We start from the raw sequence: 22,729 nt of genomic DNA, 5'->3' as shown, positions 1-22,729 counted from the left end.
GGTTCCGGCGGTATAACGCCGGATCAGGAACGACAAAACAATGGCCTGGAGGCTACCTTGTTAAACGCATTTAAACTTTCGCTTCAATACATTCTGCCAAAACTGTGGCTCACTCGCCTGGCGGGCTGGGGCGCAAGCAAACGCGCAGGCTGGCTGACCAAACTGGTCATCGACCTTTTCGTAAAATATTACAAGGTTGATATGAAAGAGGCGCAGAAGCCGGATACCGCCAGCTACCGCACCTTTAACGAGTTTTTCGTGCGCCCGCTGCGTGACGATGTACGCCCGGTAAACACCGACCCTAACGTCCTGGTGATGCCAGCAGACGGCGTGATTAGCCAGCTGGGTGATATCGAAGACGACAAAATTCTGCAGGCGAAGGGCCATAATTACAGCCTGGAAGCGCTGCTGGCGGGTAACTACCTGATGGCGGATCTGTTCCGTAACGGTACGTTTGCCACCACCTATCTGTCACCGCGCGACTACCACCGCGTGCATATGCCGTGTAACGGTATCCTGCGTGAAATGATTTACGTTCCGGGCGACCTGTTCTCAGTAAACCACCTGACCGCGCAAAACGTCCCGAACCTGTTTGCCCGTAACGAGCGCGTCATCTGCCTGTTCGATACTGAATTTGGCCCGATGGCGCAGATTCTGGTGGGCGCGACCATTGTCGGCAGCATCGAAACCGTCTGGGCCGGCACCATTACGCCGCCACGTGAAGGCGTCATCAAGCGCTGGACCTGGCCTGCCGGTGAAGAAGAAGGCTCCGTGGCACTGCTGAAAGGCCAGGAGATGGGCCGCTTTAAGCTGGGCTCAACCGTTATCAACCTGTTTGCGCCGGGTAAAGTGAAACTGGCTGAACAGCTCGAAAGCCTGTCGGTCACTAAACTGGGCCAGCCGCTGGCCATCTCTACTGAAACCTTCGTGACGCCGGATGCAGAGCCTGCACCGCTGCCGGAAGCAGAGATCAAGGCCGAACATGACGCCAGTCCGCTGGTTGACGACAAAAAAGACGAAGGCTAACAACAGAAGGATCGCTGACGTGCGCCCGATTATCGTTCTACTGATGGCCTGGTGCCTCAGCATGGGGGCGTACGCAGCGACAGCCCCCGACGCCAAACAGATAACCCAGGAGCTGGAGCAGGCAAAAGCGGCAAAACCCGCTCAGCCTGAGACCGTTGAGTCACTCCAGTCCGCACTGAACGCGCTTGAAGAGCGGAAAGGCTCTCTTGAGCGCGCTCAGCAGTATCAGCAGGTTATCGACAACTTCCCCAAACTCTCGCAGACGCTGCGCACGCAGCTCGCGAACTTGCGTGATGAACCGCGCGATATACCCGCCGGCATGACCTCCGATGCCCTGAACCAGGAGATCCTGCAGGTCAGCAGCCAGCTTCTGGAGAAGAGCCGCCTTGCCCAGCAGGAACAGGAGCGAGCGCGTGAAATTGCCGACTCCCTCAGCCAGCTTCCGCAACAGCAAACCGACGCCCGCCGCCAGCTTAATGAAGTTGAGCGTCGCATTGGTACCCAAAGCGGCAATACGCCACAAGCTCAGGCCCAAAATCTGGGCCTGCAGGCCGAATCAGCTCGTCTGAAGGCCCTTGTCGATGAGCTGGAGCTGGCGCAACTCTCCGCCAATAACCGTCAGGAGCTGTCGCGGATGCGCTCAGAACTCGCTCAGAAGCAGAGCGAGCAGTTGGATGCGTATCTGCAGGCCCTGCGCAATCAGCTTAACAGCCAGCGCCAGCGTGAAGCGGAGCGCGCGCTGGAGAGCACCGAACTTCTGGCGGAAAACAGCGATAATCTTCCTGCCGGCATCGTTCAACAGTTTAAGGTCAACCGCGAGCTTTCTGCCGCACTGAATCAACAGGCGCAGCGTATGGATCTGGTGGCTTCCCAACAGCGCCAGGCCACCAATCAAACGCTTCAGGTGCGCCAGGCGCTCAACACCCTGCGCGAGCAGTCTCAGTGGCTGGGGTCATCAAATCTGCTGGGCGAGGCGTTACGCGCCCAGGTCGCGCGCCTGCCGGAGATGCCGAAGCCGCAGCAGCTGGATACCGAGATGGCTCAGCTGCGCGTTCAGCGTCTGCATTTTGAAGATCTTCTCAATAAACAGCCGCTAATCCGTCAGGCTGATGGACAGCCGCTCACCAGCGAGCAAAACCGCATTCTGGAAGCCCAGCTGCGGACCCAGCGCGAGCTGCTGAACTCCCTGCTGCAGGGTGGGGATACGCTGATTCTGGAACTGACCAAGCTGAAAGTCTCCAACAGTCAGCTGGAAGATGCGCTGAAAGAGGTGAACGAGGCCACGCACCGTTATCTCTTCTGGACCTCTGACGTACGCCCGATGACCTTCTCGTGGCCCATTGAAGTTGTCCAGGATCTGCGCCGTCTGATCTCGCTGGATACCTTCAGCCAGCTTGGAAAAGCCAGCGTGATGATGCTCACCAGCAAAGAGACCATCTTCCCGCTGCTGGGCGCATTAATTCTGGTGGGCTTCAGCATTTACTCGCGCAGGCACTTTACTCGCTTCCTGGAACGCTCCAGCGCCCGGGTAGGTAAGGTGACCCAGGATCACTTCTGGCTGACGTTGCGCACCGTGTTCTGGTCAATACTCGTCGCCTCACCGCTGCCGGTGCTGTGGATGACGCTCGGATACGGCCTGCGGGAAGCCTGGCCCTACCCGCTCGCGGTCGCGATTGGCGATGGCGTGACCGCCACCGTCCCTCTGCTGTGGGTGGTGATGATTTGCGCCACATTTGCGCGGCCCAATGGTCTGTTCATCGCTCACTTTGGCTGGCCGCGTAACCGCGTGGCGCGCGCCATGCGCTACTACCTGATGAGCATTGGGCTGATTGTGCCGCTGATTATGGCGCTCATCATGTTCGATAATCTCAACGACCGGGAGTTCTCGGGCTCGCTGGGACGCCTCTGCTTTATGCTGATCTGCGGGGCGCTGGCCATTGTCACGCTCAGTCTGAAACGCGCCGGTATACCGCTTTATCTGGATAAAACCGGCAGCGGCGACAATATGTTCAACCGCATGCTGTGGAACCTGCTCCTTTGCGCGCCTCTGATTGCCATGCTGGCAGCGGCAGTGGGTTACCTGGCGACCTCGCAGGCGCTGCTGGCGCGACTGGAAACCTCGGTCGCCATCTGGTTCCTGCTGCTGGTGGTCTATCATGTCATTCGCCGCGGGATGTTAATCCAGCGCCGCCGCCTGGCATTTGACCGCGCCAAGCACCGCCGGGCAGAGATCCTCGCCCAGCGAGCGCGGGGTGAAGACGAGCCTAACCATGTCAACAGCACCGAAGGTACGATGGATGCTGACGAAGTCGAACTGGATCTGGATGCCATCAGTACCCAGTCTCTTCGTCTGGTGCGCTCCATCCTGATGCTGGTTGCCCTCCTGTCGGTGATCTTCCTGTGGTCGGAGATCCACTCCGCGTTCGGCTTCCTGGAGAACATCTCGCTGTGGGACGTGACCTCTACGGTGCAGGGCGTAGAGAGCCTGGAGCCCATTACCTTAGGGGCGGTGCTGATTGCCATTCTGGTGTTGATCATCACGACCCAGCTGGTACGTAACTTCCCGGCGCTGCTGGAGCTGGCGCTATTGCAGCATCTGGATTTAACCCCGGGCACGGGTTACGCCATTACCACCATCACGAAATACCTGATTCTGCTCTTTGGCGGGATGGTTGGTTTCTCGATGATTGGCATTGAGTGGTCTAAATTGCAATGGCTGGTCGCCGCGCTGACGTTTGGACTTGGTTTTGGTATGCAGGAGATTTTCGCAAACTTTGTTTCCGGCCTGATCATTCTGTTTGAAAAACCGATTCGTATTGGCGATACGGTCACGATCCGTGACCTGACCGGTAGCGTAACGAAGATCAACACCCGCGCCACGACGATCAGCGACTGGGATCGGAAAGAGATCATCGTGCCAAACAAGGCGTTTATCACCGAGCAGTTCATCAACTGGTCGCTGTCAGATTCCGTCACGCGTGTGGTGCTGACCGTGCCGGCACCGTCGGATGCCAACAGTGAAGAAGTGACCCAGCTTCTTTACACCGCTGCTGAACGCTGCACCCTGGTGCTCGATAACCCGGCGCCGGAAGTGTTCCTGGTCGATCTTCAGCAGGGGATCCAGATTTTCGAGCTGCGTATTTATGCCGCCGAAATGGGGCACCGTATGCCGCTGCGCCATGAGATCCACCAGCTGATTCTGGCAGGCTTCCGCGAACACGGTATTGATATGCCGTTCCCACCGTTCCAGATGCGCCTGGAAAGCCTGGACGGGCGGAAAACGGGAAGAACCTTAACCTCTGCGGCGCGTAAACGCCCGGCGGGGAGTGTGTAAGATAAGCGGAGTAACCCTCTCCCACGGGAGAGGGTCAAATGCCGTCAGGCGCGATCGACGGTAAACGCAATCACATCGCCAAGCTGCTCCGCGCCCAGCGCCAGCATTACCAAACGATCCACCCCCAGCGCCACGCCGGAGCAATCCGGCAGGCCTGCTTTTAACGCCTCCAGCAGGTGAGTATCGATGGGCTGCTGCGGCAGGCCGCGCGCGGCACGCTTACGGTTATCCTGCTCGAAACGCTGCTGCTGCTCGCGTGCGTCAGTCAGTTCGTGGAAACCATTCGCCAGCTCAATGCCTTTGTAATAGACCTCAAAACGCTCAGCCACGCGGTGATCTTCGGTGCTGATCTGCGCCAGCGAGGCCTGGCTTGCCGGGAAGTGATAGACAAACGTTGGACGATCTTTGCCAATCTGAGGTTCAACGCCAAAGGTGAACAACAGCTGCAGCAGCGTATCGCGATCTTCTTCGGTATCTGCCACGTTGCTCAGATCGAGCTTTGCCGCCACTTCGCGCAGCTGAGTTTTGTCCGCCGATAACGGATCAATTTCCAGATAACGCTGGAAAGCCTGCTGATAGGAGAGCGTTTCCGCCTCTGAGCAGTCCAGCACCTGCTGCAGCAGATCGTCCACCTCGTTCATCAGGCGGTACATATCATAATGCGGGCGGTACCACTCCAGCATGGTGAATTCCGGATTGTGATGGCGCCCCATCTCTTCATTACGGAAGCTGCGGCACAGCTGATACACCGGACCACATCCCGCCGCCAGCAGGCGCTTCATGTGATACTCCGGGCTGGTCATCAGATACAAATTCATGCCCTGAGAGTGGCCAGGACCAACAAAACGGGTTTCAAACGGGACCAGATGAATATCCGTTACCGTTGCCTGACTCATGCACGGCGTTTCCACCTCAAGGACTCCACGGTCGGCAAAGAAACGGCGGATCTCCGTCATAATTGCAGCTCGTTTTAGCAGATTAGGGATGGATGCGCTCGGCTGCCAGGTGGCCGTTTCGCTCATGGGTATTTCTCCGATTTCAGACAAGGGCACGAAGTCTACTCGTTAGCAGGGACAGAGACAAATTTTGCGCAGTAAAAAAGCGGATTTCATTTACGTGAGCAATTGCGTGACGCAATTCATCAATCTCCATGATAAATCACCGAAGAGAACAGCAAAAAAATCGAACACGTCAAATTTCCCTGACATCTACGCGGTTATACTGTTTTACCCATAAAGGAGCAGTGGAAACGCTTTCGCAATCGTCCATTTGGACGGGTGAACTACCTTTAGTTTGTCGCGTTGCGAAATAACAAAAATCTGGAGGAATGTCGTGCAAACTTTTCAGGCCGATCTTGCCGTAATAGGCGCTGGCGGGGCTGGATTACGTGCTGCGATTGCTGCAGCGCAGGCTAATCCCAACGCTAAAATCGCATTGATTTCTAAAGTCTACCCTATGCGCAGCCACACGGTGGCCGCAGAAGGAGGGTCCGCCGCCGTTGCGCAGGATCATGACAGCTTTGAATACCATTTCCACGACACGGTTGCAGGGGGCGACTGGCTTTGCGAACAGGATGTCGTTGACTACTTTGTCCACCACTGTCCAACGGAGATGACCCAGCTTGAGCAGTGGGGATGCCCGTGGAGTCGCCGTCCGGACGGCAGCGTCAACGTTCGCCGCTTCGGCGGTATGAAGATAGAACGCACCTGGTTCGCCGCCGATAAAACCGGCTTCCACATGTTGCACACCCTGTTCCAGACCTCTCTTCAGTTCCCACAAATTCAGCGCTTTGACGAACATTTCGTCCTCGACATTCTGGTCGATGACGGCCATGCGCGCGGCCTGGTAGCGATGAACATGATGGAAGGCACGCTCGTCCAGATCCGCGCCAATGCGGTGGTAATGGCGACGGGCGGTGCGGGACGCGTTTATCGTTATAACACCAACGGCGGCATCGTCACCGGCGACGGCATGGGCATGGCGCTCAGCCACGGCGTACCGCTGCGCGATATGGAGTTTGTGCAGTATCACCCTACCGGCCTGCCCGGCTCCGGCATTCTGATGACGGAAGGCTGCCGCGGTGAAGGCGGTATTCTGGTCAACAAAAACGGCTACCGCTATCTGCAGGATTACGGTATGGGTCCGGAAACACCCCTCGGTGAGCCGAAGAACAAATACATGGAGCTCGGTCCACGTGACAAAGTCTCCCAGGCCTTCTGGCACGAGTGGCGTAAAGGCAACACCATCTCCACGCCGCGCGGCGATGTGGTCCATCTTGACCTGCGCCACCTCGGCGAGAAAAAACTGCTGGAACGTCTGCCGTTCATCTGTGAGCTGGCGAAAGCTTACGTGGGTGTCGACCCGGTGAAAGAGCCGATTCCGGTCCGCCCAACGGCGCACTACACCATGGGCGGAATCGAAACCGACCAGCAGTGTGAAACCCGCATCAAAGGTCTGTTCGCCGTGGGCGAGTGTTCCTCTGTGGGTCTGCACGGCGCCAACCGCCTTGGATCTAACTCGCTGGCGGAGCTGGTCGTCTTTGGCCGCATGGCGGGTGAGCGCGCGATGGAGCGAGCGGCTACCGCAGGCGAAGCCAACGGTGCCGCGCTGGACGCGCAGGTCGCCGACGTTGAAAAACGTCTGAAAGACCTGGTGAACCAGGACGGTAACGAGAACTGGTCTAAAATTCGTGATGAAATGGGTCTGTCGATGGAAGAGGGCTGCGGTATCTACCGTACCCCTGAGCTGATGCAAAAAACCGTCGATAAGCTGGCGGAACTGCAGGAGCGCTTCAAGCGCGTTCGCATCACCGATACCTCCAGCGTCTTCAACACCGACCTGCTCTATACCATCGAGTTGGGTCACGGCCTGAACGTGGCGGAATGTATGGCGCACTCTGCACTGGCGCGTAAAGAGTCACGCGGGGCACACCAGCGTCTCGATGAAGGCTGTACCGAACGTGACGACGTCAATTTCCTGAAACACACGCTCGCCTGGCGCGATGCAGATGGCACCACACGTCTGGACTACAGCGACGTGAAAATCACCACGCTGCCACCGGCAAAACGCGTGTACGGTGCAGAAGCAGAAGCCGCCGAGAAGAAGGAGAAGGCGAATGGCTGAGATGCAAAAACTGAAAGTTGAAGTGGTGCGCTACAACCCGGAGGTGGACACCGCGCCACATAGCGCTTTCTACGAAGTGCCTTATGACGAGCAAACCTCCCTGCTGGATGCGCTCGGCTATATCAAAGATAACCTGGCGCCGGACCTGAGCTACCGCTGGTCCTGCCGCATGGCAATCTGCGGCTCCTGCGGCATGATGGTCAACAAAGTGCCGAAGCTGGCGTGTAAGACCTTCCTGCGTGACTATACCAAAGGCATCAAGGTGGAGGCGCTGGGTAACTTCCCGATTGAGCGCGATCTGGTGGTCGATATGACCCACTTTATCGAAAGTCTGGAAGCCATCAAGCCGTACATTATTGGCAACCCGCGCACGCCGGATCAGGGTCCCAACACCCAGACGCCGGCCCAGATGGCGAAATACCATCAGTTCTCCGGCTGCATCAACTGCGGTCTGTGCTACGCCGCCTGTCCACAGTTTGGCCTGAACCCTGAGTTCATCGGCCCGGCCGCCATTACCCTGGCGCACCGCTATAACGAAGACAGCCGCGACCACGGCAAAAAAGAACGTATGGCGCAGCTTAACAGCCAGAACGGTGTCTGGAGCTGTACATTTGTGGGTTATTGCTCCGAAGTCTGTCCGAAGCATGTCGACCCGGCCGCCGCCATTCAGCAGGGTAAAGTGGAAAGCTCGAAAGACTTTCTTATCGCTACCCTGAAACCACGCTAAGGAGTGCATGATGACGACTAAACGCAAAGCCTATGTGCGGCCAGTGCCGTCCACCTGGTGGAAAAACCTGCCGTTTTATCGCTTCTACATGCTGCGTGAAGGCACGGCAGTACCGGCGGTCTGGTTCAGCCTGGAGCTGATGTATGGGGTATTTGCCCTCAAGCATGGCCCGGAAGCCTGGGCGAATTTTGTTGGCTTCCTGCAAAACCCAATCATTGTCGTGCTGAACCTGATTGTGCTCGCGGCTGCGCTGCTTCATACCAAAACCTGGTTTGAACTGGCGCCAAAAGCGGCGAATATCATCATTAAAGACGAGAAAATGGGGCCAGAACCCGTCATTAAAGGGCTCTGGGCAGTGACCGTTCTCGTCACTGTGGTCATTCTGTTTGTCGCACTGTTCTGGTAAGGAGACTACTGTGATCAATCCAAATCCAAAACGTTCTGACGAGCCGGTTTTCTGGGGTCTGTTTGGCGCAGGCGGCATGTGGAGTGCCATCATCGCTCCCGTCATCATCCTGCTGGTGGGCATTATGCTGCCACTGGGGCTGTTTCCGGGCGATGCGCTGAGCTACGAACGCGTCCTGGCGTTCGCGAGCAGCTTTATCGGTCGCGTGTTCATCTTCCTGATGATCGTCCTGCCGCTGTGGTGTGGACTGCACCGTATTCACCATGCGATGCATGACCTGAAAATCCATGTTCCGAGCGGCAAATGGGTGTTCTACGGTCTGGCGACCATCCTGACCGTAGTGACGCTGATTGCCGTGGTCACGATCTGACTCCTCTGGCCCGCCGTCCGGCGGGCCTGTTATTTCTGCATTTTCCCCACCAGCCACTGGGTAAACTCACACATTGCCGGGGTTTCGGCTCGTGACTGCAGCCTCGTGAGCCAGTAACTGCCGAGGTCAATCTGCGTCGTAAAAGGTTGTACAATGCGCTCGCTGTTAAGCAGATGGGTAAACATATTAACAGGGGCAATAGCAATACCGGTGCCTGCCTGCGCGGCTTCCAGCATGGTCACTGACGAATCAAACACCATCACGCGGTGCGTTGGTGAAGGAGAGTTTTCTCCTGCCGCCTGCATCCAGGCGCTCCACTCATCGCGCCGGTAAGAGCGCAGCAGGGTAAACTTCAGGATATCGGCCGGGGTCTGCAACGCGGCAGCGATGTCAGGCGTGCAAAGCGGCGCCAGCGGCGCAGAACAAAGAAACGTCGCTTCCGTACCGTGCCACGCTCCCCCGCCATAACGGATGGTGTAATCAAGCCCTTCGGCTGCCGGATCGACGCGATTGTTGTGAGTCGAAAGTTGAAGATCAATATGCGGATAGCAGCGGCGAAAATCGTCCAGCTGCGACAATAACATTCCGGTGGCAAACGTCCCCACCACGCCAATTTTCAGCTTCTCCTGCGCCCGATGGCTGGCAAAACGATCCAGCATACCGGCGATACGGTCGAACGAATCATTCAGTACCGGCAGCAGGTTCTCGCCTTCTGTGGTCAACATCAGCCCGCGCGAAACGCGGACAAACAGCTGGCAGTTCAGATGCTGCTCCAGCGCCTTCACATGCTGGCTGATCGCGGAATGGGTGACATTCAGTTCGATAGCGGCATGCGTAAAACTAAGGTGCCTGGCGGCAGCTTCGAACGCCCGAAGCGAATTGAGGGGAAGATAGCTGCGTGTCATGGTCTCGTCCGTTAGAAAAATTAACATCTAATGCTAAATTTAACCGTTTGTCAGCCACAGTCAAATCCAACAGACTACAGTGGTCTGACGGGCCCGGACACTCCCCTGAACTGCGATTATGGAAGATAACTGATGATGAAAAAATCCCTAAGTTGTGCCCTGCTGCTCACTGTTGCCTGCTCTGCCTTCGCCGCCCCCATGTCAGAAAAACAGCTGGCTAAAGTGGTGGAGCGTGCCGTTACGCCGCTGATGAACGCGCAGGCTATTCCGGGTATGGCGGTGGCGGTAATTTATCAGGGCCAGCCGCACTACTTTACCTTCGGCAAAGCGGATGTCGCGGCGAATAAACCTGTTACGCCTCAAACTTTGTTCGAGCTGGGCTCTATAAGTAAAACCTTCACCGGCGTATTGGGTGGCGATGCGATTGCCCGCGGTGAAATCTCGCTGGGCGATCCAGTGACAAGGTACTGGCCTGAGCTGACAGGAAAACAGTGGCAGGGCATTCGCATGCTGGATCTGGCAACCTATACCGCAGGGGGGTTGCCGTTACAGGTACCGGATGACGTCACTGATAACGCCTCTCTGCTGCGCTTTTATCAAAACTGGCAGCCGCAGTGGAAGCCGGGCACCACGCGTCTTTATGCCAACGCCAGCATCGGTCTTTTTGGTGCTCTCGCGGTTAAACCTTCCGACATGAGTTTTGAAGAAGCCATGACGAAGCGGGTCTTTAAGCCGCTCAGGCTCGACCATACGTGGATTAACGTACCAAAAGCGGAAGAGACGCATTACGCCTGGGGATACCGTGACGGTAAAGCGGTACACGTTTCTCCAGGGATGCTGGACGCTGAAGCCTATGGCATAAAAACCAACGTGAAAGATATGGCGAGCTGGGTGATGGCAAACATGGCTCCTGATGCCCTTCAGGATAGCTCTCTCAAACAAGGGATTGCCCTGGCGCAATCCCGCTACTGGTGCGTAGGTGCCATGTATCAGGGGTTAGGCTGGGAAATGCTGAACTGGCCGGTCGATGCCAAAACCGTGGTCGGGGGCAGCGACAATAAGGTGGCGCTGGCACCGTTGCCTGCCAGAGAAGTCAATCCCCCGGTACCGCCGGTTAAGGCCTCCTGGGTACACAAAACGGGCTCAACCGGTGGGTTTGGGAGCTACGTGGCATTTATTCCTGAAAAACAGCTCGGCATTGTGATGCTGGCGAATAAAAGCTATCCGAATCCGGCACGCGTTGAGACGGCATACCGTATTCTCGACGCGCTGCAGTAAAACATTGCCGGGTGGCGACTTCGCCACCCGGTGAAACACACCGCACAATCCGCCGCATTTTTCCTGCTGTCATCTACACTTAACAAAAAACAGTAAGGAAACTCCTATGCGCATTCTGCCTGTTATCGCCGCGGTGACAGCCGCGTTTTTAGTGGTTGCCTGCAGTTCCCCTACCCCGCCTCCCGGCGTAACCGTCGTTACGCCTTTTGATGCACAACGCTTCCTCGGAACATGGTATGAAATCGCGCGTCTCGACCATCGGTTTGAGCAGGGCTTAGAGAAGGTTACGGCGCATTACAGCCCGCTGGATGATGGCGGTATTCAGGTGATCAACCGTGGCTATAATCCCGACAGAGAGATGTGGCAACAGTCGGTTGGGAAAGCGTACTTCACCGGCGACCCGCGAAGAGCCGCGCTCAAAGTCTCGTTCTTTGGACCCTTCTATGGCGGGTATAACGTGATCGCCCTCGACAGAGAGTATCGCCATGCCCTGGTCTGCGGGCCAGATCGCAACTACCTGTGGATACTCTCCCGCACGCCAACGATTTCATCGGCGATGAAACAGCAGATGCTGGACGTCGCGACCCGGCAAGGGTTTGATGTGTCAAAACTCATCTGGGTAAAACAACCCCATTAATGGGTGCTGAGTTTCAGCCCAATGATCCCGGCAACAATCAGCGCGAGGCTGGCAATACGTGCCAGACTCGCTGACTCACCGAGCAGCAGGATCCCCGTGATGGCAGCGCCAACCGCACCAATGCCCGTCCAGACGGCATACGCGGTCCCCACAGGCAGCGATCGCATCGCCCAGGACAACAATACAATGCTCACTATCATCGCGGTCACAGTAATGACGCTGGGCGTCAGGCGGGTAAAGCCGTGGGTGTATTTGAGGCCAATCGCCCATACCACTTCGAGCAGACCGGCAATGAAAAGAATGATCCAGGACATTTCAGGCACCTTAACTTAATGCAAGTTGGGGCCGTCCCCGGTGAAAGAAACGCTTACGGGTCGTCCCGTAAGGCAGAGATTACGCCCCCTATTGTGGTTAGCGAGCGATTTTTTTTCAATCCCTTTTTGCTGAACACGTTAAGGCAAGAAATAGCCGCAGTATGGCGCGTAGTTCCGGCATTTAGCACTCATCCGACTTCTCTATGATGATATGCTTTCTGATGGCAGGAAGCCAAACCACTAGCCGACTGCGAATAAAATATGTTCAAAATTCTTTTGATTGACCGTTGTCACTTCACCCGCGCGGGGTTTGAAGCATGGCTCAATCATTCCGGTTTGTTCCCGGGACACTATGTTGTGACCGGCCTGAATAATTTATTCCTGGCCAGGGAGCATATTCTGCAATGGAAACCCACGCTGGTTATCGCTGACCTGTACGGCTTCAGGCAGGAGATTCACCATTTTCAGCAGCTCTCTTCTTTGCTTAACGCCAGTGAACGGTTACCGTTTATTTTGCTGCAATCGGGCGAGGACAGCGGCATGACAGACTGGCTCGGGCAGTTCCCGGTATGGTCGTCGTTGCTGAAAAACGCCAGTCTTGAAGAGGTAGCTACGGCCATCAACGATGCATTAATCTCGCGCGCAAGCGCCGACAGACCAACGATGGCGGCTCCCTTGCTGACCCGACAGGAAGAGAAAGTACTGACGTTATGGATGGATGGCGCCAGCAATCAGAAGATTGCCGCTCACCTGAGTATCAACGGCAAAACGGTCTATACCTATAAACGCAATATTCGTATGAAGTTGCATATGGATACGCGTTTTTCACCGTTTTTATCCCTGCAGGAATCGGAAAGCTGACGGTACGAAACCCGTGTGGTCCCGTACCGTTTATGCATTACTGCTGAGCTTTTGTTGCCGCACCAGAGATTGCGCTACCACCTTCAGAAATATCCTGACCGACGCCGCGCGTGGTATTACAGGCTGTTAATACTGAAGAAAGTACCAGGACTGAAAAGATCGCTGCAATTGTCTTCTTAACCATAATATCTTCCTTTTATAGCCAAAGTTGTTTTGTGTATAGCAACTTAAGAATAGACAAGATCCCGCCACTTGACGGAAAAGGAAGCATTTTTAGGAAAATTAGACGAACTTAGCTGGCGGCGTGCGAAATGATATGACCGAGATCCTGGATGTCTTGTCCCATGCCACGCGTGGTGTTGCAGCCGGAAAGCAATACAGCGGAGAGCGCTAACAGAAGCAGAATTTTAACGGTACGTTTCATCATCCCTGCCTGCAAAAAACAGGCGCAGCGGGCGCTGCGCCCTTATGATTACTTCACGCGTGATACGTATTCGCCGGAGCGGGTATCCACTTTGATCACTTCGCCAGTCTGTACGAACAGAGGAACCTTAACCACAGCGCCGGTAGACAGCGTTGCTGGTTTACCGCCGGTACCTGCGGTGTCACCTTTCAGGCCTGGATCGGTTTCAACGATTTCCAGCTCAACAAAGTTAGGTGGAGTCACTGCGATAGGCTGGCCGTTCCACAGGGTAACGATGCACTCAGCCTGATCCAGCAGCCATTTGGCATTGTCGCCAATGGCTTTCGCGTCAGCAGACAGCTGCTCGAAGGTTTCGTTGTTCATGAAGTGCCAGAACTCACCGTCGTTGTACAGGTAAGTCAGGTTCATATCAACAACATCAGCGCCTTCTGCGGAGTCAGTAGACTTGAAGGTTTTCTCAACACGGGTACCGGTCAGCAGGCGGCGCAGCTTAACGCGTGCGAATGCCTGGCCTTTACCTGGTTTAACGAATTCGCTGGCTTCAACCGCGTACGGTTCGCCGTCCATCATGATTTTAAGACCAGCACGAAAATCGTTGCTATAGTACGTTGCCATAAGGCCCTCTAAATTTGTTAACTGGTAGCTAAGCCACAAAATGGCGCATATTGTAACCCTAAACACCCCGTCCAGAGAAGATTGGTTATCGCAACTTGCCGATGTAATCACCAGTCCTGATGAATTGCTGCGTCTTTTAGACCTCGATCAGCACCCAGAGTTGCTTGCAGGCCGGGAGGCTAAGCGCCTCTTTGCCCTGCGCGTTCCCCGCGCGTTTGTTGCCAGAATGGAGAAAGGCAACCCAGACGATCCTTTGTTAAAACAGACGCTTACTTCTCAGGATGAGTTCATTACCGCGCCGGGCTACAGTACCGATCCGCTGGAAGAACAGAACAGCGTGGTGCCAGGTTTATTGCACAAATACCTCAACCGCGCCCTGCTGCTGGTAAAAGGCGGCTGTGCGGTAAATTGTCGTTATTGCTTCCGTCGCCACTTCCCGTATGCCGAAAACCAGGGCAATAAACGCAACTGGCAGGTCGCGCTGGACTATATCACCGCCCATCCGGAGCTGGATGAGATTATTTTTTCCGGTGGCGACCCGCTGATGGCGAAAGATCATGAGCTGGACTGGCTACTGACTCAGCTTGAAGCCATCCCGCACATTAAGCGTCTGCGCATTCACAGCCGTTTACCGATTGTCATTCCGGCACGTGTCACTGACGCTCTGGTGGCGCGACTGGAGCAGTCCCGGTTGCAGGTGCTGCTGGTAAATCATATTAACCACGCCAATGAAATTGACGATGCATTTCGCACGGCGATGTCACGTCTGCGTAAGGCGGGGGTAACGCTGTTGAACCAGAGCGTTCTGCTGCGTGGCGTGAACGATAGCGCCCGCGTGCTGGCAGACCTGAGCAATGCCCTGTTTGATGCAGGCGTGTTGCCCTATTACCTGCACGTGCTGGATCGCGTTCAGGGCGCAGCCCATTTCATGGTGACGGATGAAGAGGCCCGGCAGATCGTGCGTGAACTGCTAACGCTGGTGTCAGGCTATATGGTGCCGAAGCTGGCACGTGAGATTGGCGGTGAGCCGAGCAAGACGCCGCTGGATTTGCAGCTAAGGCAGAGCTAAAAAGGCAGGTGGCGCTACGCTTACCTGCCCTACAGGTGCTAAGGGAGAGAGTAGAAGGCGATCAGTTCGGGCACTTGTAGACCTGGCCGCTCATCTGGCTGGCCGTGGGCACGAAGCTGGACAGCATTCCCTGCGTTGGGCTGCTCACGCCGTAAATCACGTTCCCGCCCATTGCCGCAGCCTGGTTACGCAGGGCATTCGCCGCACCGCGCATTGAACCGCCCTCTTCGCCATGCTGGCCTGACATCCAGTTACTTTGCTCCCCGGTTGCCGTGCCTAACAGCTGGCATTCGTTGCCCGGCTTATCTTCTACAAAGCGAACACCCTGGCCCGCTGCCGACAGCTCATTGCTGGAACTACAACCTGCCAGCAGCAACGCTGCCCCTACGATCCCTGCACAGACTTTTACGCGCATGTTATTCCTCGTTTTCAATAAGCTGGACAGTAGTTGTCCGTGTGTAAATCTTATACCTAAAAGATGACCAAAAGAAAAACCCCCGAGCATTTCTGCCCGGGGGTTTTTCACATTCTAAGCGGTAAAGCGCACGATTACATCATGCCGCCCATACCGCCCATGCCGCCCATACCTGCAGCACCTAAGTCTGGTGCGTCGCCTTTAGGCAGGTCGGTCACCATGCACTCGGTAGTGATCATCAGGCCCGCTACAGATGCCGCGTACTGCAGAGCAGAACGGGTCACTTTAGTTGGGTCCAGGATACCGAAGTCGATCATGTTGCCGTATTCTTCAGTGGCTGCGTTGTAACCGTAGTTACCTTCGCCCGCTTTCACTTTGTTCGCCACGACTGATGGCTCTTCACCGGCGTTGGACACGATCTGACGCAGAGGAGCTTCCATTGCGCGCAGCGCAACTTTGATACCCACGTTCTGATCTTCGTTCTGCGCAGTCAGGCCAGCCAGTTTCGCGGCAACGCGCACCAGCGCAACACCACCACCCGCAACAACGCCTTCTTCTACCGCAGCACGGGTCGCGTGCAGGGCATCGTCAACGCGCGCTTTCTTCTCTTTCATTTCAACTTCGGTCGCAGCACCTACTTTGATTACCGCAACACCGCCTGCCAGTTTCGCTACGCGCTCCTGCAGTTTTTCACGGTCGTAATCGGAAGTCGCTTCTTCGATCTGCTTACGGATCTGACCCACACGGCCCTGAATAGCGGCTTCTTCACCCACGCCATCGATGATGGTGGTGGTGTCTTTGTTGATCACAACGCGTTTTGCCTGGCCCAGGTCTTCCAGGGTCGCTTTTTCCAGCTCCATACCGATCTCTTCAGAGATTACGGTACCGCCGGTCAGGGTAGCGATATCCTGCAGCATCGCTTTACGGCGATCGCCGAAGCCAGGTGCTTTAACCGCAGCCACTTTCACGATGCCGCGCATGGTGTTGACCACCAGCGTTGCCAGCGCTTCGCCTTCAACATCTTCAGCGATGATAACCAGCGGTTTGCCTGCTTTTGCAACGGCTTCCAGCACTGGCAGCATTTCACGGATGTTGGAGATTTTCTTGTCAGCCAGCAGGATGAACGGGCTTTCCAGCTCAACAGCGCCAGTTTCAGGCTTGTTGATGAAGTATGGAGACAGGTAACCGCGGTCGAACTGCATACCTTCAACCACGTCCAGTTCGTCTTCCAGACCGGTACCGTCTTCAACGGTGATAACGCCTTCTTTACCGACTTTGTCCATCGCTTCTGCGATCAGTTTACCTACGGTTTCGTCGGAGTTAGCGGAGATAGTACCTACCTGAGCAATGGCTTTAGAGTCAGAGCACGGTACGGACAGCGCTTTCAGTTCTTCAACAGCAGCAGCGACAGCTTTGTCGATACCACGTTTCAGATCCATTGGGTTCATGCCTGCCGCAACGGCTTTCAGACCTTCGGTGATGATCGCCTGCGCCAGTACGGTCGCGGTGGTGGTACCGTCGCCTGCAGCGTCGTTCGCTTTAGAGGCAACTTCTTTCACCATCTGCGCACCCATGTTTTCGAACTTGTCTTCCAGCTCGATTTCACGTGCAACAGACACACCATCTTTAGTGATGGTTGGCGCGCCGAAGGATTTATCCAGCACTACGTTGCGGCCTTTTGGGCCCAGGGTCACTTTAACTGCATCTGCCAGTACGTTTACGCCGCGGAGCATTTTTACACGAGCGTCGTTACCGAATTTTACGTCTTTAGCTGCCATGTTCTTATTTCCTCAAATTCTCGTGCGTAAATTACGCTTCAACAATTGCCAGAATGTCGCTCTCGGACATGATCAACACTTCTTCATTGTCGATCTTCTCGGATTTCACGCCGTAGCCATCGTTGAAAATTACGATGTCACCAACTTTAACGTCCAGTGGCTGCACAGTTCCGTTTTCCAGGATGCGGCCCTTACCGACAGCGATGATTTCGCCACGCGTTGATTTGGCTGCTGCAGAACCGGTCAGAACGATACCGCCAGCAGACTTGGTTTCAACTTCTTTACGTTTGACGATCACACGATCATGTAACGGACGAATACTCATTGATAGCTCTCCTTTGAGAAAGTCATTATCAGTTATGGATGACGCCGGCCCGCATGCGGTTTTCCGACTAGTGCCCTGAGAGATGGGGATAGCTTTTTACCCCTTCAAGGGGGAGTTGAAAAAAAAATTTGCGAAAGTGTTACCATCGCCTCTCTTTTAGTATTGGCTGGGCGATGTCAATGAGTGGACTCAAGCAGGAACTGGGGCTGGCGCAAGGCGTTGGCCTGCTCTCAACCTCCTTGTTAGGAACAGGCGTGTTCGCCGTACCCGCGCTGGCGGCACTGGTAGCCGGCAATAACAGTCTGTGGGCGTGGCCCGTTCTGATTGTGCTGGTTTTCCCGATTGCCATTGTGTTTGCCATCCTGGGGCGGCATTTCCCCAGCGCGGGCGGCGTGGCGCATTTTGTCGGGCTGGCCTTTGGCCCGCGACTGGAGCGTGTGACCGGCTGGCTGTTTCTCTCCGTCATTCCGGTTGGGCTGCCTGCGGCGTTGCATATTGCGACCGGCTTTGGCCAGGCGCTGTTTGGCTGGCATGACGAGCAACTGCTGCTGGCCGAACTGGGTACGCTGGCTATCGTCTGGTGGGTGGGTTCACGCGGAGCCAGCTCCAGCGCCAACCTGCAGACACTGGTTGCGGTGCTGATTGTCGCGCTCGTTGCCGCTATCTGGTGGGCTGGCGATATCACCGTAAAAGAGATTCCCTTCCCGGCCGTGACGGACGTCAATCACTCACAGCTTTTTGCCGCGCTCTCCGTCATGTTCTGGTGTTTTGTCGGTCTGGAAGCCTTTGCCCATCTGGCGTCGGAATTTAAGCAGCCTGAACGTGATTTTCCCCGCGCGCTGATGATAGGCCTGCTGCTGGCAGGCACGGTCTACTGGGCTTGTACCGTGCTGGTGTTGCACTTCAACGCTTTCGGAGCGGATCTCGCCGCCGCGGCATCACTGCCGGGTATCGTGGTTGAACTGTTTGGCGTGAAGGCGCTGTGGATCGCCTGCGTTATTGGCTATCTGGCCTGTTTTGCCAGCCTGAATATTTACATCCAGAGCTTTGCCCGTCTGGTGTGGTCACAGGCGCGCGAGAAGCCCCGGAGCCGCCTTGCGCGTCTGTCTAAACGTCAGCTTCCCTTGAATGCTCTGAATGCCGTGCTGGGCTGCTGCGTGGTGAGTACGCTGTGCATTTACGCACTGAAGATCAATCTGGACGCGCTCATCGTCTACGCCAACGGTATTTTCATCATGATCTATCTGCTGTGCATGCTGGCGGGTTGTCGTCTGATGAGCGGTCGCTATAAAGCCCTGGCCGCGGTGGGAGGTATGCTTTGCCTGCTGTTACTGGCGATGGTGGGATGGAAAAGTCTGTACGCCATTATCATGCTGGCGGGGCTGTGGCTGGTGCTTTAACAGGCCCGGTAAGCGAAGCGCCACCGGGCAACAAAATCACCGATCGTCTTTGTGATCTAAACGGTCGTGTTGTTCATCCTTACGCTGATACTCCCCTTCAAAGGTATCCCCTGGCCCGGTACTAAAACCACCGCCCGGCATACGGCTAAAGCGCAGATGCGGCAGCAGCTTCATGGTCAGGTGCTTTTGCACTGGCGGCAGAAGCAGCAGAAGGCCGAGGAAGTCGGTGAAGAATCCCGGCAGGATCAGCAGCAGACCGGCAATAATCAGCGATACGCTTTTGATCATCTCTGCTGCCGGGCTTTCGCCTGCGGCCATCTTCTGCTGCATTATCAGGAAATTTTTGAAGCCCTGGTTACGCACCAGCGACATGCCGATGACGGAGGTGAAAATCACCAGAATCAGGGTCAGCAGGACGCCCAGCACATGGGCGACCTGGATGAAAATGGAAATCTCAATGTAAACATAGAGAAAGAAAGCGATAAACGGTATCCAGCGCACTGGCATCTCCTGTGTGGCAGAGGCCATCAAGCCCCTGTCTGAATGTGTTCGCGACGCGCGTTTGTATGAGATGGTGACGGTTAGCGAAAATTCAATCAGTTTGCACGGATATTTTTTTTGGAAATATTAAAGCGGTGACTCATTTCACAGATTAATAATTATCATGGAATCGGGTCGATAATAAGTGATCCAGATTACGGCAATTCGCTATCATCAGCATATGATCTCGGGCATCTGGCTGATTGAGGGAATAATCGTCGGCCAGAAAATATTCAAAACCACATAAATACTGTGTGTTTAGTACAATCCATCGGCAGCTTGAAAAGAAGGTTCACATGTTAAACAACATTCGTATCGAAGAAGACTTGTTGGGTACCAGGGAAGTTCCAGCGGATGCCTACTACGGTGTTCACACTCTGAGAGCGATTGAAAACTTCTACATCAGCAACAGCAAAATCAGCGACATCCCTGAGTTTGTCCGTGGCATGGTGATGGTGAAGAAAGCCGCAGCACTGGCCAACAAAGAGCTGCAAACCATTCCTAAAAGCGCGGCAAATGCGATTATCGCGGCCTGCGATGAAGTGCTGAACAACGGCAAATGCATGGACCAGTTCCCGGTTGACGTCTATCAGGGCGGCGCGGGCACCTCCGTCAACATGAATACCAACGAAGTACTGGCAAACATTGGCCTGGAGCTGATGGGTCACCAGAAAGGTGAATACCAGTACCTGAACCCGAACGACCACGTGAACAAATGCCAGTCCACCAACGACGCCTACCCTACCGGCTTCCGTATCGCGGTGTATGCCTCTGTGGTGAAACTGGTGGACGCGATCAACCAGCTGGGCGATGGCTTCCAGCGCAAAGCGGTTGAGTTCCAGGATATCCTGAAAATGGGTCGTACCCAGCTGCAGGACGCGGTGCCAATGACCCTCGGTCAGGAGTTCCACGCGTTTAACGTGCTGCTGAACGAAGAAACTAAAAACCTGCTGCGCACCTCCGAACTGCTGCTGGAAGTGAACCTGGGCGCCACCGCCATCGGTACACGTCTGAACACCCCGGACGGCTATCAGCAGCTGGCGGTACAGAAGCTGGCGGAAGTCTCTAACCTGCCGGTGGTGCCTGCAGAAGACCTGATTGAAGCCACCTCAGACTGCGGCGCCTACGTCATGGTACACAGTGCCCTGAAACGTCTGGCGGTGAAACTGTCCAAAATTTGTAATGACCTGCGCCTGCTCTCTTCCGGCCCGCGCGCTGGCCTGAACGAAATCAACCTGCCAGAACTGCAGGCGGGTTCCTCCATCATGCCGGCCAAAGTAAACCCGGTAGTGCCAGAAGTGGTGAACCAGGTGTGCTTCAAAGTCATCGGTAACGATACGACCGTGACCATGGCCTCCGAAGCGGGTCAGCTGCAGCTGAACGTAATGGAGCCAGTGATTGGTCAGGCGATGTTCGAATCCATCCACATCCTGACTAACGCCTGCTACAACCTGCTGGAAAAATGCATTAACGGCATCACAGCGAATAAAGAAGTCTGTGAAGGTTATGTTTATAACTCCATCGGGATCGTCACTTACCTCAACCCGTTCATCGGTCACCACAACGGCGACATCGTCGGTAAGATTTGTGCCGAAACCGGTAAGAGCGTGCGTGAAGTGGTGCTGGAGCGCGGGCTGTTGACCGAAGCCGAGCTGGACGATATCTTCTCGGCCCAGAATCTGATGCACCCGGCATATAAAGCGAAACGATATACCGATGAAAGCGAACAGTAACCGTTCAGGCTAAGCTTCCGAAAGGCACGTCACTTGTGACGTGCCTTTTTTCTTTTTAGGCGTTACCAAAATACAACAATTCAATATCAACTTGTTAATAAGCAAGGCAGGTCCTTATGTTTGGAGCAGAACTCGTCATCGTCCTGTTGGCGATTTATTTGGGAGCAAGACTCGGGGGTATCGGCATCGGTTTTGCCGGCGGTCTCGGGGTGCTCGTTCTTACCCTTATCTTTCAGATTAAACCCGGCGCTATCCCGTTTGACGTTATCGAAATCATCATGGCCGTTATTGCCGCTATCGCCGCCATGCAGGTGGCTGGCGGCATGGACTATCTGGTCAGTCTGGCGGAGCGTATGCTGCGCCGTCATCCAAAATACATTACCTTCCTTGCCCCGCTGGTGACCTGGTTTATGACCATTCTCGCCGGTACTGGCCACACCGCCTTCTCCACGCTGCCGGTGATTACCGAAGTGGCAAAAGAGCAGGGCATTCGTCCGTCTCGCCCACTCTCTATTGCGGTGGTGGCGTCCCAGATTGCGATAACCGCCTCGCCTATTTCCGCGGCGGTGGTGTTCTTTGCCGGTATCCTGGAACCCATGGGCGTGAGCTACCTGACACTGCTGGCGATCTGTATTCCGGTAACGCTGATTGCGGTGATGATCACCGCTGTGCTGTGTAACTTCCTTGGCGCTGAACTGAAAGACGATCCGGTTTATCAGGAACGCCTTGCCAAGGGTGAAGTGAGCCTGCGCGGCAGCCAGGTCTTCAAGCTGAAGCCGCACGCAAAACGTTCTGTGGTGCTGTTCCTGATCGGTATCGTCGCCGTCATGTTCTACGCGACCGCCATCAGTGACACCGTAGGTCTGATCCAGAACCCGGTCCTGCCGCGTAACGAAGCGATCGTTGTATTCATGCTGACCATCGCCACGCTGATTAGCATCACCTGTAAAATTGATACCAGCGAAGTGCTGAACGCCAGCACCTTCAAATCCGGTATGAGCGCCTGTGTGTGCGTGCTGGGTGTAGCCTGGCTGGGTGATACCTTCGTGAAAGCGCACATCAGTGATATCCAGACCGTCGCTGGCGACCTGCTGCACAACTATCCGTGGCTGCTGGCGGTCGTGCTGTTCTTTGCTGCCACCCTGCTTTACTCTCAGGCGGCGACCACCAAAGCGCTGATGCCTGCGGCACTGATGCTGGGCGTAACGCCGTTAACCGCCATCGCCTCGTTTGCTGCCGTCTCTGCCCTGTTCGTGCTGCCAACCTACCCAACCCTGCTGGCGGCGGTAGAGATGGATGACACCGGCTCTACCCGTATCGGTAAGTACGTGTTTAACCATGCATTCCTGATCCCAGGTGTGGTCGCGATTACGCTGTGCGTCATCCTCGGCTTTATCATCGGGGGCGTGGTGCTGTAAACCGTTGCGGGTTGTAAAAATAGTTAAAATT

The 22,729-nt window shown here is 55.4% G+C and carries 23 protein-coding genes; 13 read left to right on the top strand and 10 right to left on the bottom strand.

All coding sequences use genetic code 11. The features are described from left to right. The first annotated feature begins 57 nt into the window (after positions 1-57). Together asd and mscM are read left to right on the top strand one after the other, a co-directional pair. The gene (gene asd / locus SP99_RS01945; RefSeq protein WP_045286605.1) at positions 58-1,026 is read left to right on the top strand and encodes an archaetidylserine decarboxylase; all 969 of its coding nucleotides are present in this window, start codon (positions 58-60) and stop codon (positions 1,024-1,026) included. A 19-nt stretch (positions 1,027-1,045) separates the two neighbouring features. Then, positions 1,046-4,360 (top strand): miniconductance mechanosensitive channel MscM, encoded by a 3,315-nt coding sequence (gene mscM, locus SP99_RS01940; RefSeq protein ID WP_047957586.1) that lies wholly within the window; start codon positions 1,046-1,048, stop codon positions 4,358-4,360. A 44-nt stretch (positions 4,361-4,404) separates the two neighbouring features. Here mscM and epmA read toward each other — a convergent pair whose 3' ends face one another. Then, on the bottom strand, positions 4,405-5,382 hold the full coding sequence (epmA, locus tag SP99_RS01935) for an elongation factor P--(R)-beta-lysine ligase (protein ID WP_025758243.1): 978 nt from the start codon (positions 5,380-5,382) through the stop codon (positions 4,405-4,407). A gap of 310 nt (positions 5,383-5,692) precedes the next feature. On the opposite strand from epmA, the gene frdA reads away from it, so the two are divergent. From frdA to frdD, 4 genes are read left to right on the top strand one after another with little or no spacing between them, the layout of a single operon-like run. After that, positions 5,693-7,483: a fumarate reductase (quinol) flavoprotein subunit gene (gene frdA / locus SP99_RS01930; protein ID WP_047957585.1), complete on the top strand. Its 1,791-nt coding sequence runs from the start codon at positions 5,693-5,695 to the stop codon at positions 7,481-7,483. Then, a complete protein-coding gene (gene frdB / locus SP99_RS01925; protein WP_028016426.1) occupies positions 7,476-8,210 on the top strand; it encodes a fumarate reductase iron-sulfur protein in 735 nt (244 codons plus the stop codon). The genes frdA and frdB overlap by 8 nt, the downstream gene beginning before the upstream one ends. Positions 8,211-8,220: 10 nt before the next feature. Beyond that, complete coding sequence (gene frdC / locus SP99_RS01920) at positions 8,221-8,616, top strand: fumarate reductase subunit FrdC (protein WP_025758238.1); 396 nt, start codon at positions 8,221-8,223, stop codon at positions 8,614-8,616. Between the two features lie 10 nt (positions 8,617-8,626). Then, complete coding sequence (gene frdD / locus SP99_RS01915; protein WP_000609653.1) at positions 8,627-8,986, top strand: fumarate reductase subunit FrdD; 360 nt, start codon at positions 8,627-8,629, stop codon at positions 8,984-8,986. Positions 8,987-9,015: 29 nt separating this feature from the next. On the opposite strand, the gene ampR is transcribed toward frdD, so the two are convergent. Next, positions 9,016-9,891 (bottom strand): LysR family transcriptional regulator AmpR, encoded by an 876-nt coding sequence (gene ampR, locus SP99_RS01910; RefSeq protein ID WP_047957584.1) that lies wholly within the window; start codon positions 9,889-9,891, stop codon positions 9,016-9,018. A 132-nt stretch (positions 9,892-10,023) separates the two neighbouring features. Here ampR and blaACT point away from each other — a divergent pair, with 132 nt between their 5' ends. Together blaACT and SP99_RS01900 are read left to right on the top strand one after the other, a co-directional pair. Further along, positions 10,024-11,169: an ACT family cephalosporin-hydrolyzing class C beta-lactamase gene (blaACT, locus tag SP99_RS01905; protein WP_047957583.1), complete on the top strand. Its 1,146-nt coding sequence runs from the start codon at positions 10,024-10,026 to the stop codon at positions 11,167-11,169. A gap of 106 nt (positions 11,170-11,275) precedes the next feature. Further along, complete coding sequence (locus SP99_RS01900) at positions 11,276-11,806, top strand: lipocalin family protein (RefSeq protein ID WP_047957582.1); 531 nt, start codon at positions 11,276-11,278, stop codon at positions 11,804-11,806. On the opposite strand, the gene sugE is transcribed toward SP99_RS01900, so the two are convergent. Next, positions 11,803-12,120, bottom strand: coding sequence for a quaternary ammonium compound efflux SMR transporter SugE (sugE, locus tag SP99_RS01895; protein ID WP_006178944.1), 318 nt, complete (start codon positions 12,118-12,120; stop codon positions 11,803-11,805). The genes SP99_RS01900 and sugE overlap by 4 nt on opposite strands. A gap of 261 nt (positions 12,121-12,381) precedes the next feature. Between sugE and SP99_RS01890 the strand changes: the two genes are divergently transcribed. Next, positions 12,382-12,981 (top strand): helix-turn-helix transcriptional regulator, encoded by a 600-nt coding sequence (locus SP99_RS01890; protein WP_025758234.1) that lies wholly within the window; start codon positions 12,382-12,384, stop codon positions 12,979-12,981. A gap of 37 nt (positions 12,982-13,018) precedes the next feature. Here SP99_RS01890 and ecnB read toward each other — a convergent pair whose 3' ends face one another. From ecnB to efp, 3 genes are all read right to left on the bottom strand, one after another. Continuing rightward, on the bottom strand, positions 13,019-13,165 hold the full coding sequence (gene ecnB / locus SP99_RS01885) for a lipoprotein toxin entericidin B (RefSeq protein ID WP_003025482.1): 147 nt from the start codon (positions 13,163-13,165) through the stop codon (positions 13,019-13,021). Between the two features lie 108 nt (positions 13,166-13,273). Then, the gene (locus SP99_RS01880; protein WP_045286609.1) at positions 13,274-13,405 is read right to left on the bottom strand and encodes an entericidin A/B family lipoprotein; all 132 of its coding nucleotides are present in this window, start codon (positions 13,403-13,405) and stop codon (positions 13,274-13,276) included. Between the two features lie 48 nt (positions 13,406-13,453). Further along, positions 13,454-14,020 (bottom strand): elongation factor P, encoded by a 567-nt coding sequence (efp, locus tag SP99_RS01875; protein WP_025758229.1) that lies wholly within the window; start codon positions 14,018-14,020, stop codon positions 13,454-13,456. Positions 14,021-14,060: 40 nt separating this feature from the next. Here efp and epmB point away from each other — a divergent pair, with 40 nt between their 5' ends. Beyond that, positions 14,061-15,089 (top strand): EF-P beta-lysylation protein EpmB, encoded by a 1,029-nt coding sequence (epmB, locus tag SP99_RS01870; RefSeq protein ID WP_047957581.1) that lies wholly within the window; start codon positions 14,061-14,063, stop codon positions 15,087-15,089. A gap of 61 nt (positions 15,090-15,150) precedes the next feature. Here the strand turns inward: epmB and SP99_RS01865 are convergent, their stop codons facing one another. The 3 genes from SP99_RS01865 to SP99_RS01855 form a co-directional block, all read right to left on the bottom strand. Next, positions 15,151-15,504 carry a DUF4156 domain-containing protein gene (locus tag SP99_RS01865; protein ID WP_025758226.1) on the bottom strand — a complete coding sequence of 118 codons (354 nt, stop codon included), beginning with the start codon at positions 15,502-15,504 and terminating at the stop codon, positions 15,151-15,153. A gap of 134 nt (positions 15,505-15,638) precedes the next feature. Then, positions 15,639-17,282: a chaperonin GroEL gene (gene groL / locus SP99_RS01860; RefSeq protein ID WP_025758225.1), complete on the bottom strand. Its 1,644-nt coding sequence runs from the start codon at positions 17,280-17,282 to the stop codon at positions 15,639-15,641. Between the two features lie 31 nt (positions 17,283-17,313). Then, positions 17,314-17,607 carry a co-chaperone GroES gene (locus SP99_RS01855; RefSeq protein ID WP_003855929.1) on the bottom strand — a complete coding sequence of 98 codons (294 nt, stop codon included), beginning with the start codon at positions 17,605-17,607 and terminating at the stop codon, positions 17,314-17,316. A gap of 179 nt (positions 17,608-17,786) precedes the next feature. On the opposite strand from SP99_RS01855, the gene yjeH reads away from it, so the two are divergent. Then, a complete protein-coding gene (yjeH, locus tag SP99_RS01850; RefSeq protein WP_047957580.1) occupies positions 17,787-19,007 on the top strand; it encodes an L-methionine/branched-chain amino acid transporter in 1,221 nt (406 codons plus the stop codon). A 36-nt stretch (positions 19,008-19,043) separates the two neighbouring features. Here yjeH and SP99_RS01845 read toward each other — a convergent pair whose 3' ends face one another. After that, the gene (locus SP99_RS01845) at positions 19,044-19,508 is read right to left on the bottom strand and encodes an FxsA family protein (RefSeq protein WP_025758222.1); all 465 of its coding nucleotides are present in this window, start codon (positions 19,506-19,508) and stop codon (positions 19,044-19,046) included. Between the two features lie 335 nt (positions 19,509-19,843). Between SP99_RS01845 and aspA the strand changes: the two genes are divergently transcribed. Together aspA and SP99_RS01830 are read left to right on the top strand one after the other, a co-directional pair. Next, on the top strand, positions 19,844-21,280 hold the full coding sequence (gene aspA, locus SP99_RS01835) for an aspartate ammonia-lyase (RefSeq protein WP_003855923.1): 1,437 nt from the start codon (positions 19,844-19,846) through the stop codon (positions 21,278-21,280). A 116-nt stretch (positions 21,281-21,396) separates the two neighbouring features. Beyond that, entirely contained in the window at positions 21,397-22,698 is a 1,302-nt protein-coding gene (locus SP99_RS01830; RefSeq protein WP_013095257.1) for an anaerobic C4-dicarboxylate transporter, read from the top strand. The last annotated feature ends 31 nt before the right edge of the window (positions 22,699-22,729 follow it).

Source organism: Enterobacter sp. BIDMC92, from assembly GCF_001030225.1.
GTDB lineage: Bacteria > Pseudomonadota > Gammaproteobacteria > Enterobacterales > Enterobacteriaceae > Enterobacter > Enterobacter sichuanensis.
This window is presented reverse-complemented; position numbering and strand designations above follow the sequence as displayed.

Coding starts and splice junctions, on each gene's coding strand:
- epmA (WP_025758243.1), bottom strand. CDS start 5,382: ATGAGCGAAACGGCCACCTGGCAGCCGAGCGCATCCATCCCTAATCTG.
- frdB (WP_028016426.1), top strand. CDS start 7,476: ATGGCTGAGATGCAAAAACTGAAAGTTGAAGTGGTGCGCTACAACCCG.
- frdC (WP_025758238.1), top strand. CDS start 8,221: ATGACGACTAAACGCAAAGCCTATGTGCGGCCAGTGCCGTCCACCTGG.
- ampR (WP_047957584.1), bottom strand. CDS start 9,891: ATGACACGCAGCTATCTTCCCCTCAATTCGCTTCGGGCGTTCGAAGCT.
- blaACT (WP_047957583.1), top strand. CDS start 10,024: ATGATGAAAAAATCCCTAAGTTGTGCCCTGCTGCTCACTGTTGCCTGC.
- SP99_RS01900 (WP_047957582.1), top strand. CDS start 11,276: ATGCGCATTCTGCCTGTTATCGCCGCGGTGACAGCCGCGTTTTTAGTG.
- sugE (WP_006178944.1), bottom strand. CDS start 12,120: ATGTCCTGGATCATTCTTTTCATTGCCGGTCTGCTCGAAGTGGTATGG.
- SP99_RS01890 (WP_025758234.1), top strand. CDS start 12,382: ATGTTCAAAATTCTTTTGATTGACCGTTGTCACTTCACCCGCGCGGGG.
- ecnB (WP_003025482.1), bottom strand. CDS start 13,165: ATGGTTAAGAAGACAATTGCAGCGATCTTTTCAGTCCTGGTACTTTCT.
- SP99_RS01880 (WP_045286609.1), bottom strand. CDS start 13,405: ATGAAACGTACCGTTAAAATTCTGCTTCTGTTAGCGCTCTCCGCTGTA.
- efp (WP_025758229.1), bottom strand. CDS start 14,020: ATGGCAACGTACTATAGCAACGATTTTCGTGCTGGTCTTAAAATCATG.
- epmB (WP_047957581.1), top strand. CDS start 14,061: ATGGCGCATATTGTAACCCTAAACACCCCGTCCAGAGAAGATTGGTTA.
- SP99_RS01865 (WP_025758226.1), bottom strand. CDS start 15,504: ATGCGCGTAAAAGTCTGTGCAGGGATCGTAGGGGCAGCGTTGCTGCTG.
- groL (WP_025758225.1), bottom strand. CDS start 17,282: ATGGCAGCTAAAGACGTAAAATTCGGTAACGACGCTCGTGTAAAAATG.
- SP99_RS01855 (WP_003855929.1), bottom strand. CDS start 17,607: ATGAGTATTCGTCCGTTACATGATCGTGTGATCGTCAAACGTAAAGAA.
- yjeH (WP_047957580.1), top strand. CDS start 17,787: ATGAGTGGACTCAAGCAGGAACTGGGGCTGGCGCAAGGCGTTGGCCTG.
- aspA (WP_003855923.1), top strand. CDS start 19,844: ATGTTAAACAACATTCGTATCGAAGAAGACTTGTTGGGTACCAGGGAA.
- SP99_RS01830 (WP_013095257.1), top strand. CDS start 21,397: ATGTTTGGAGCAGAACTCGTCATCGTCCTGTTGGCGATTTATTTGGGA.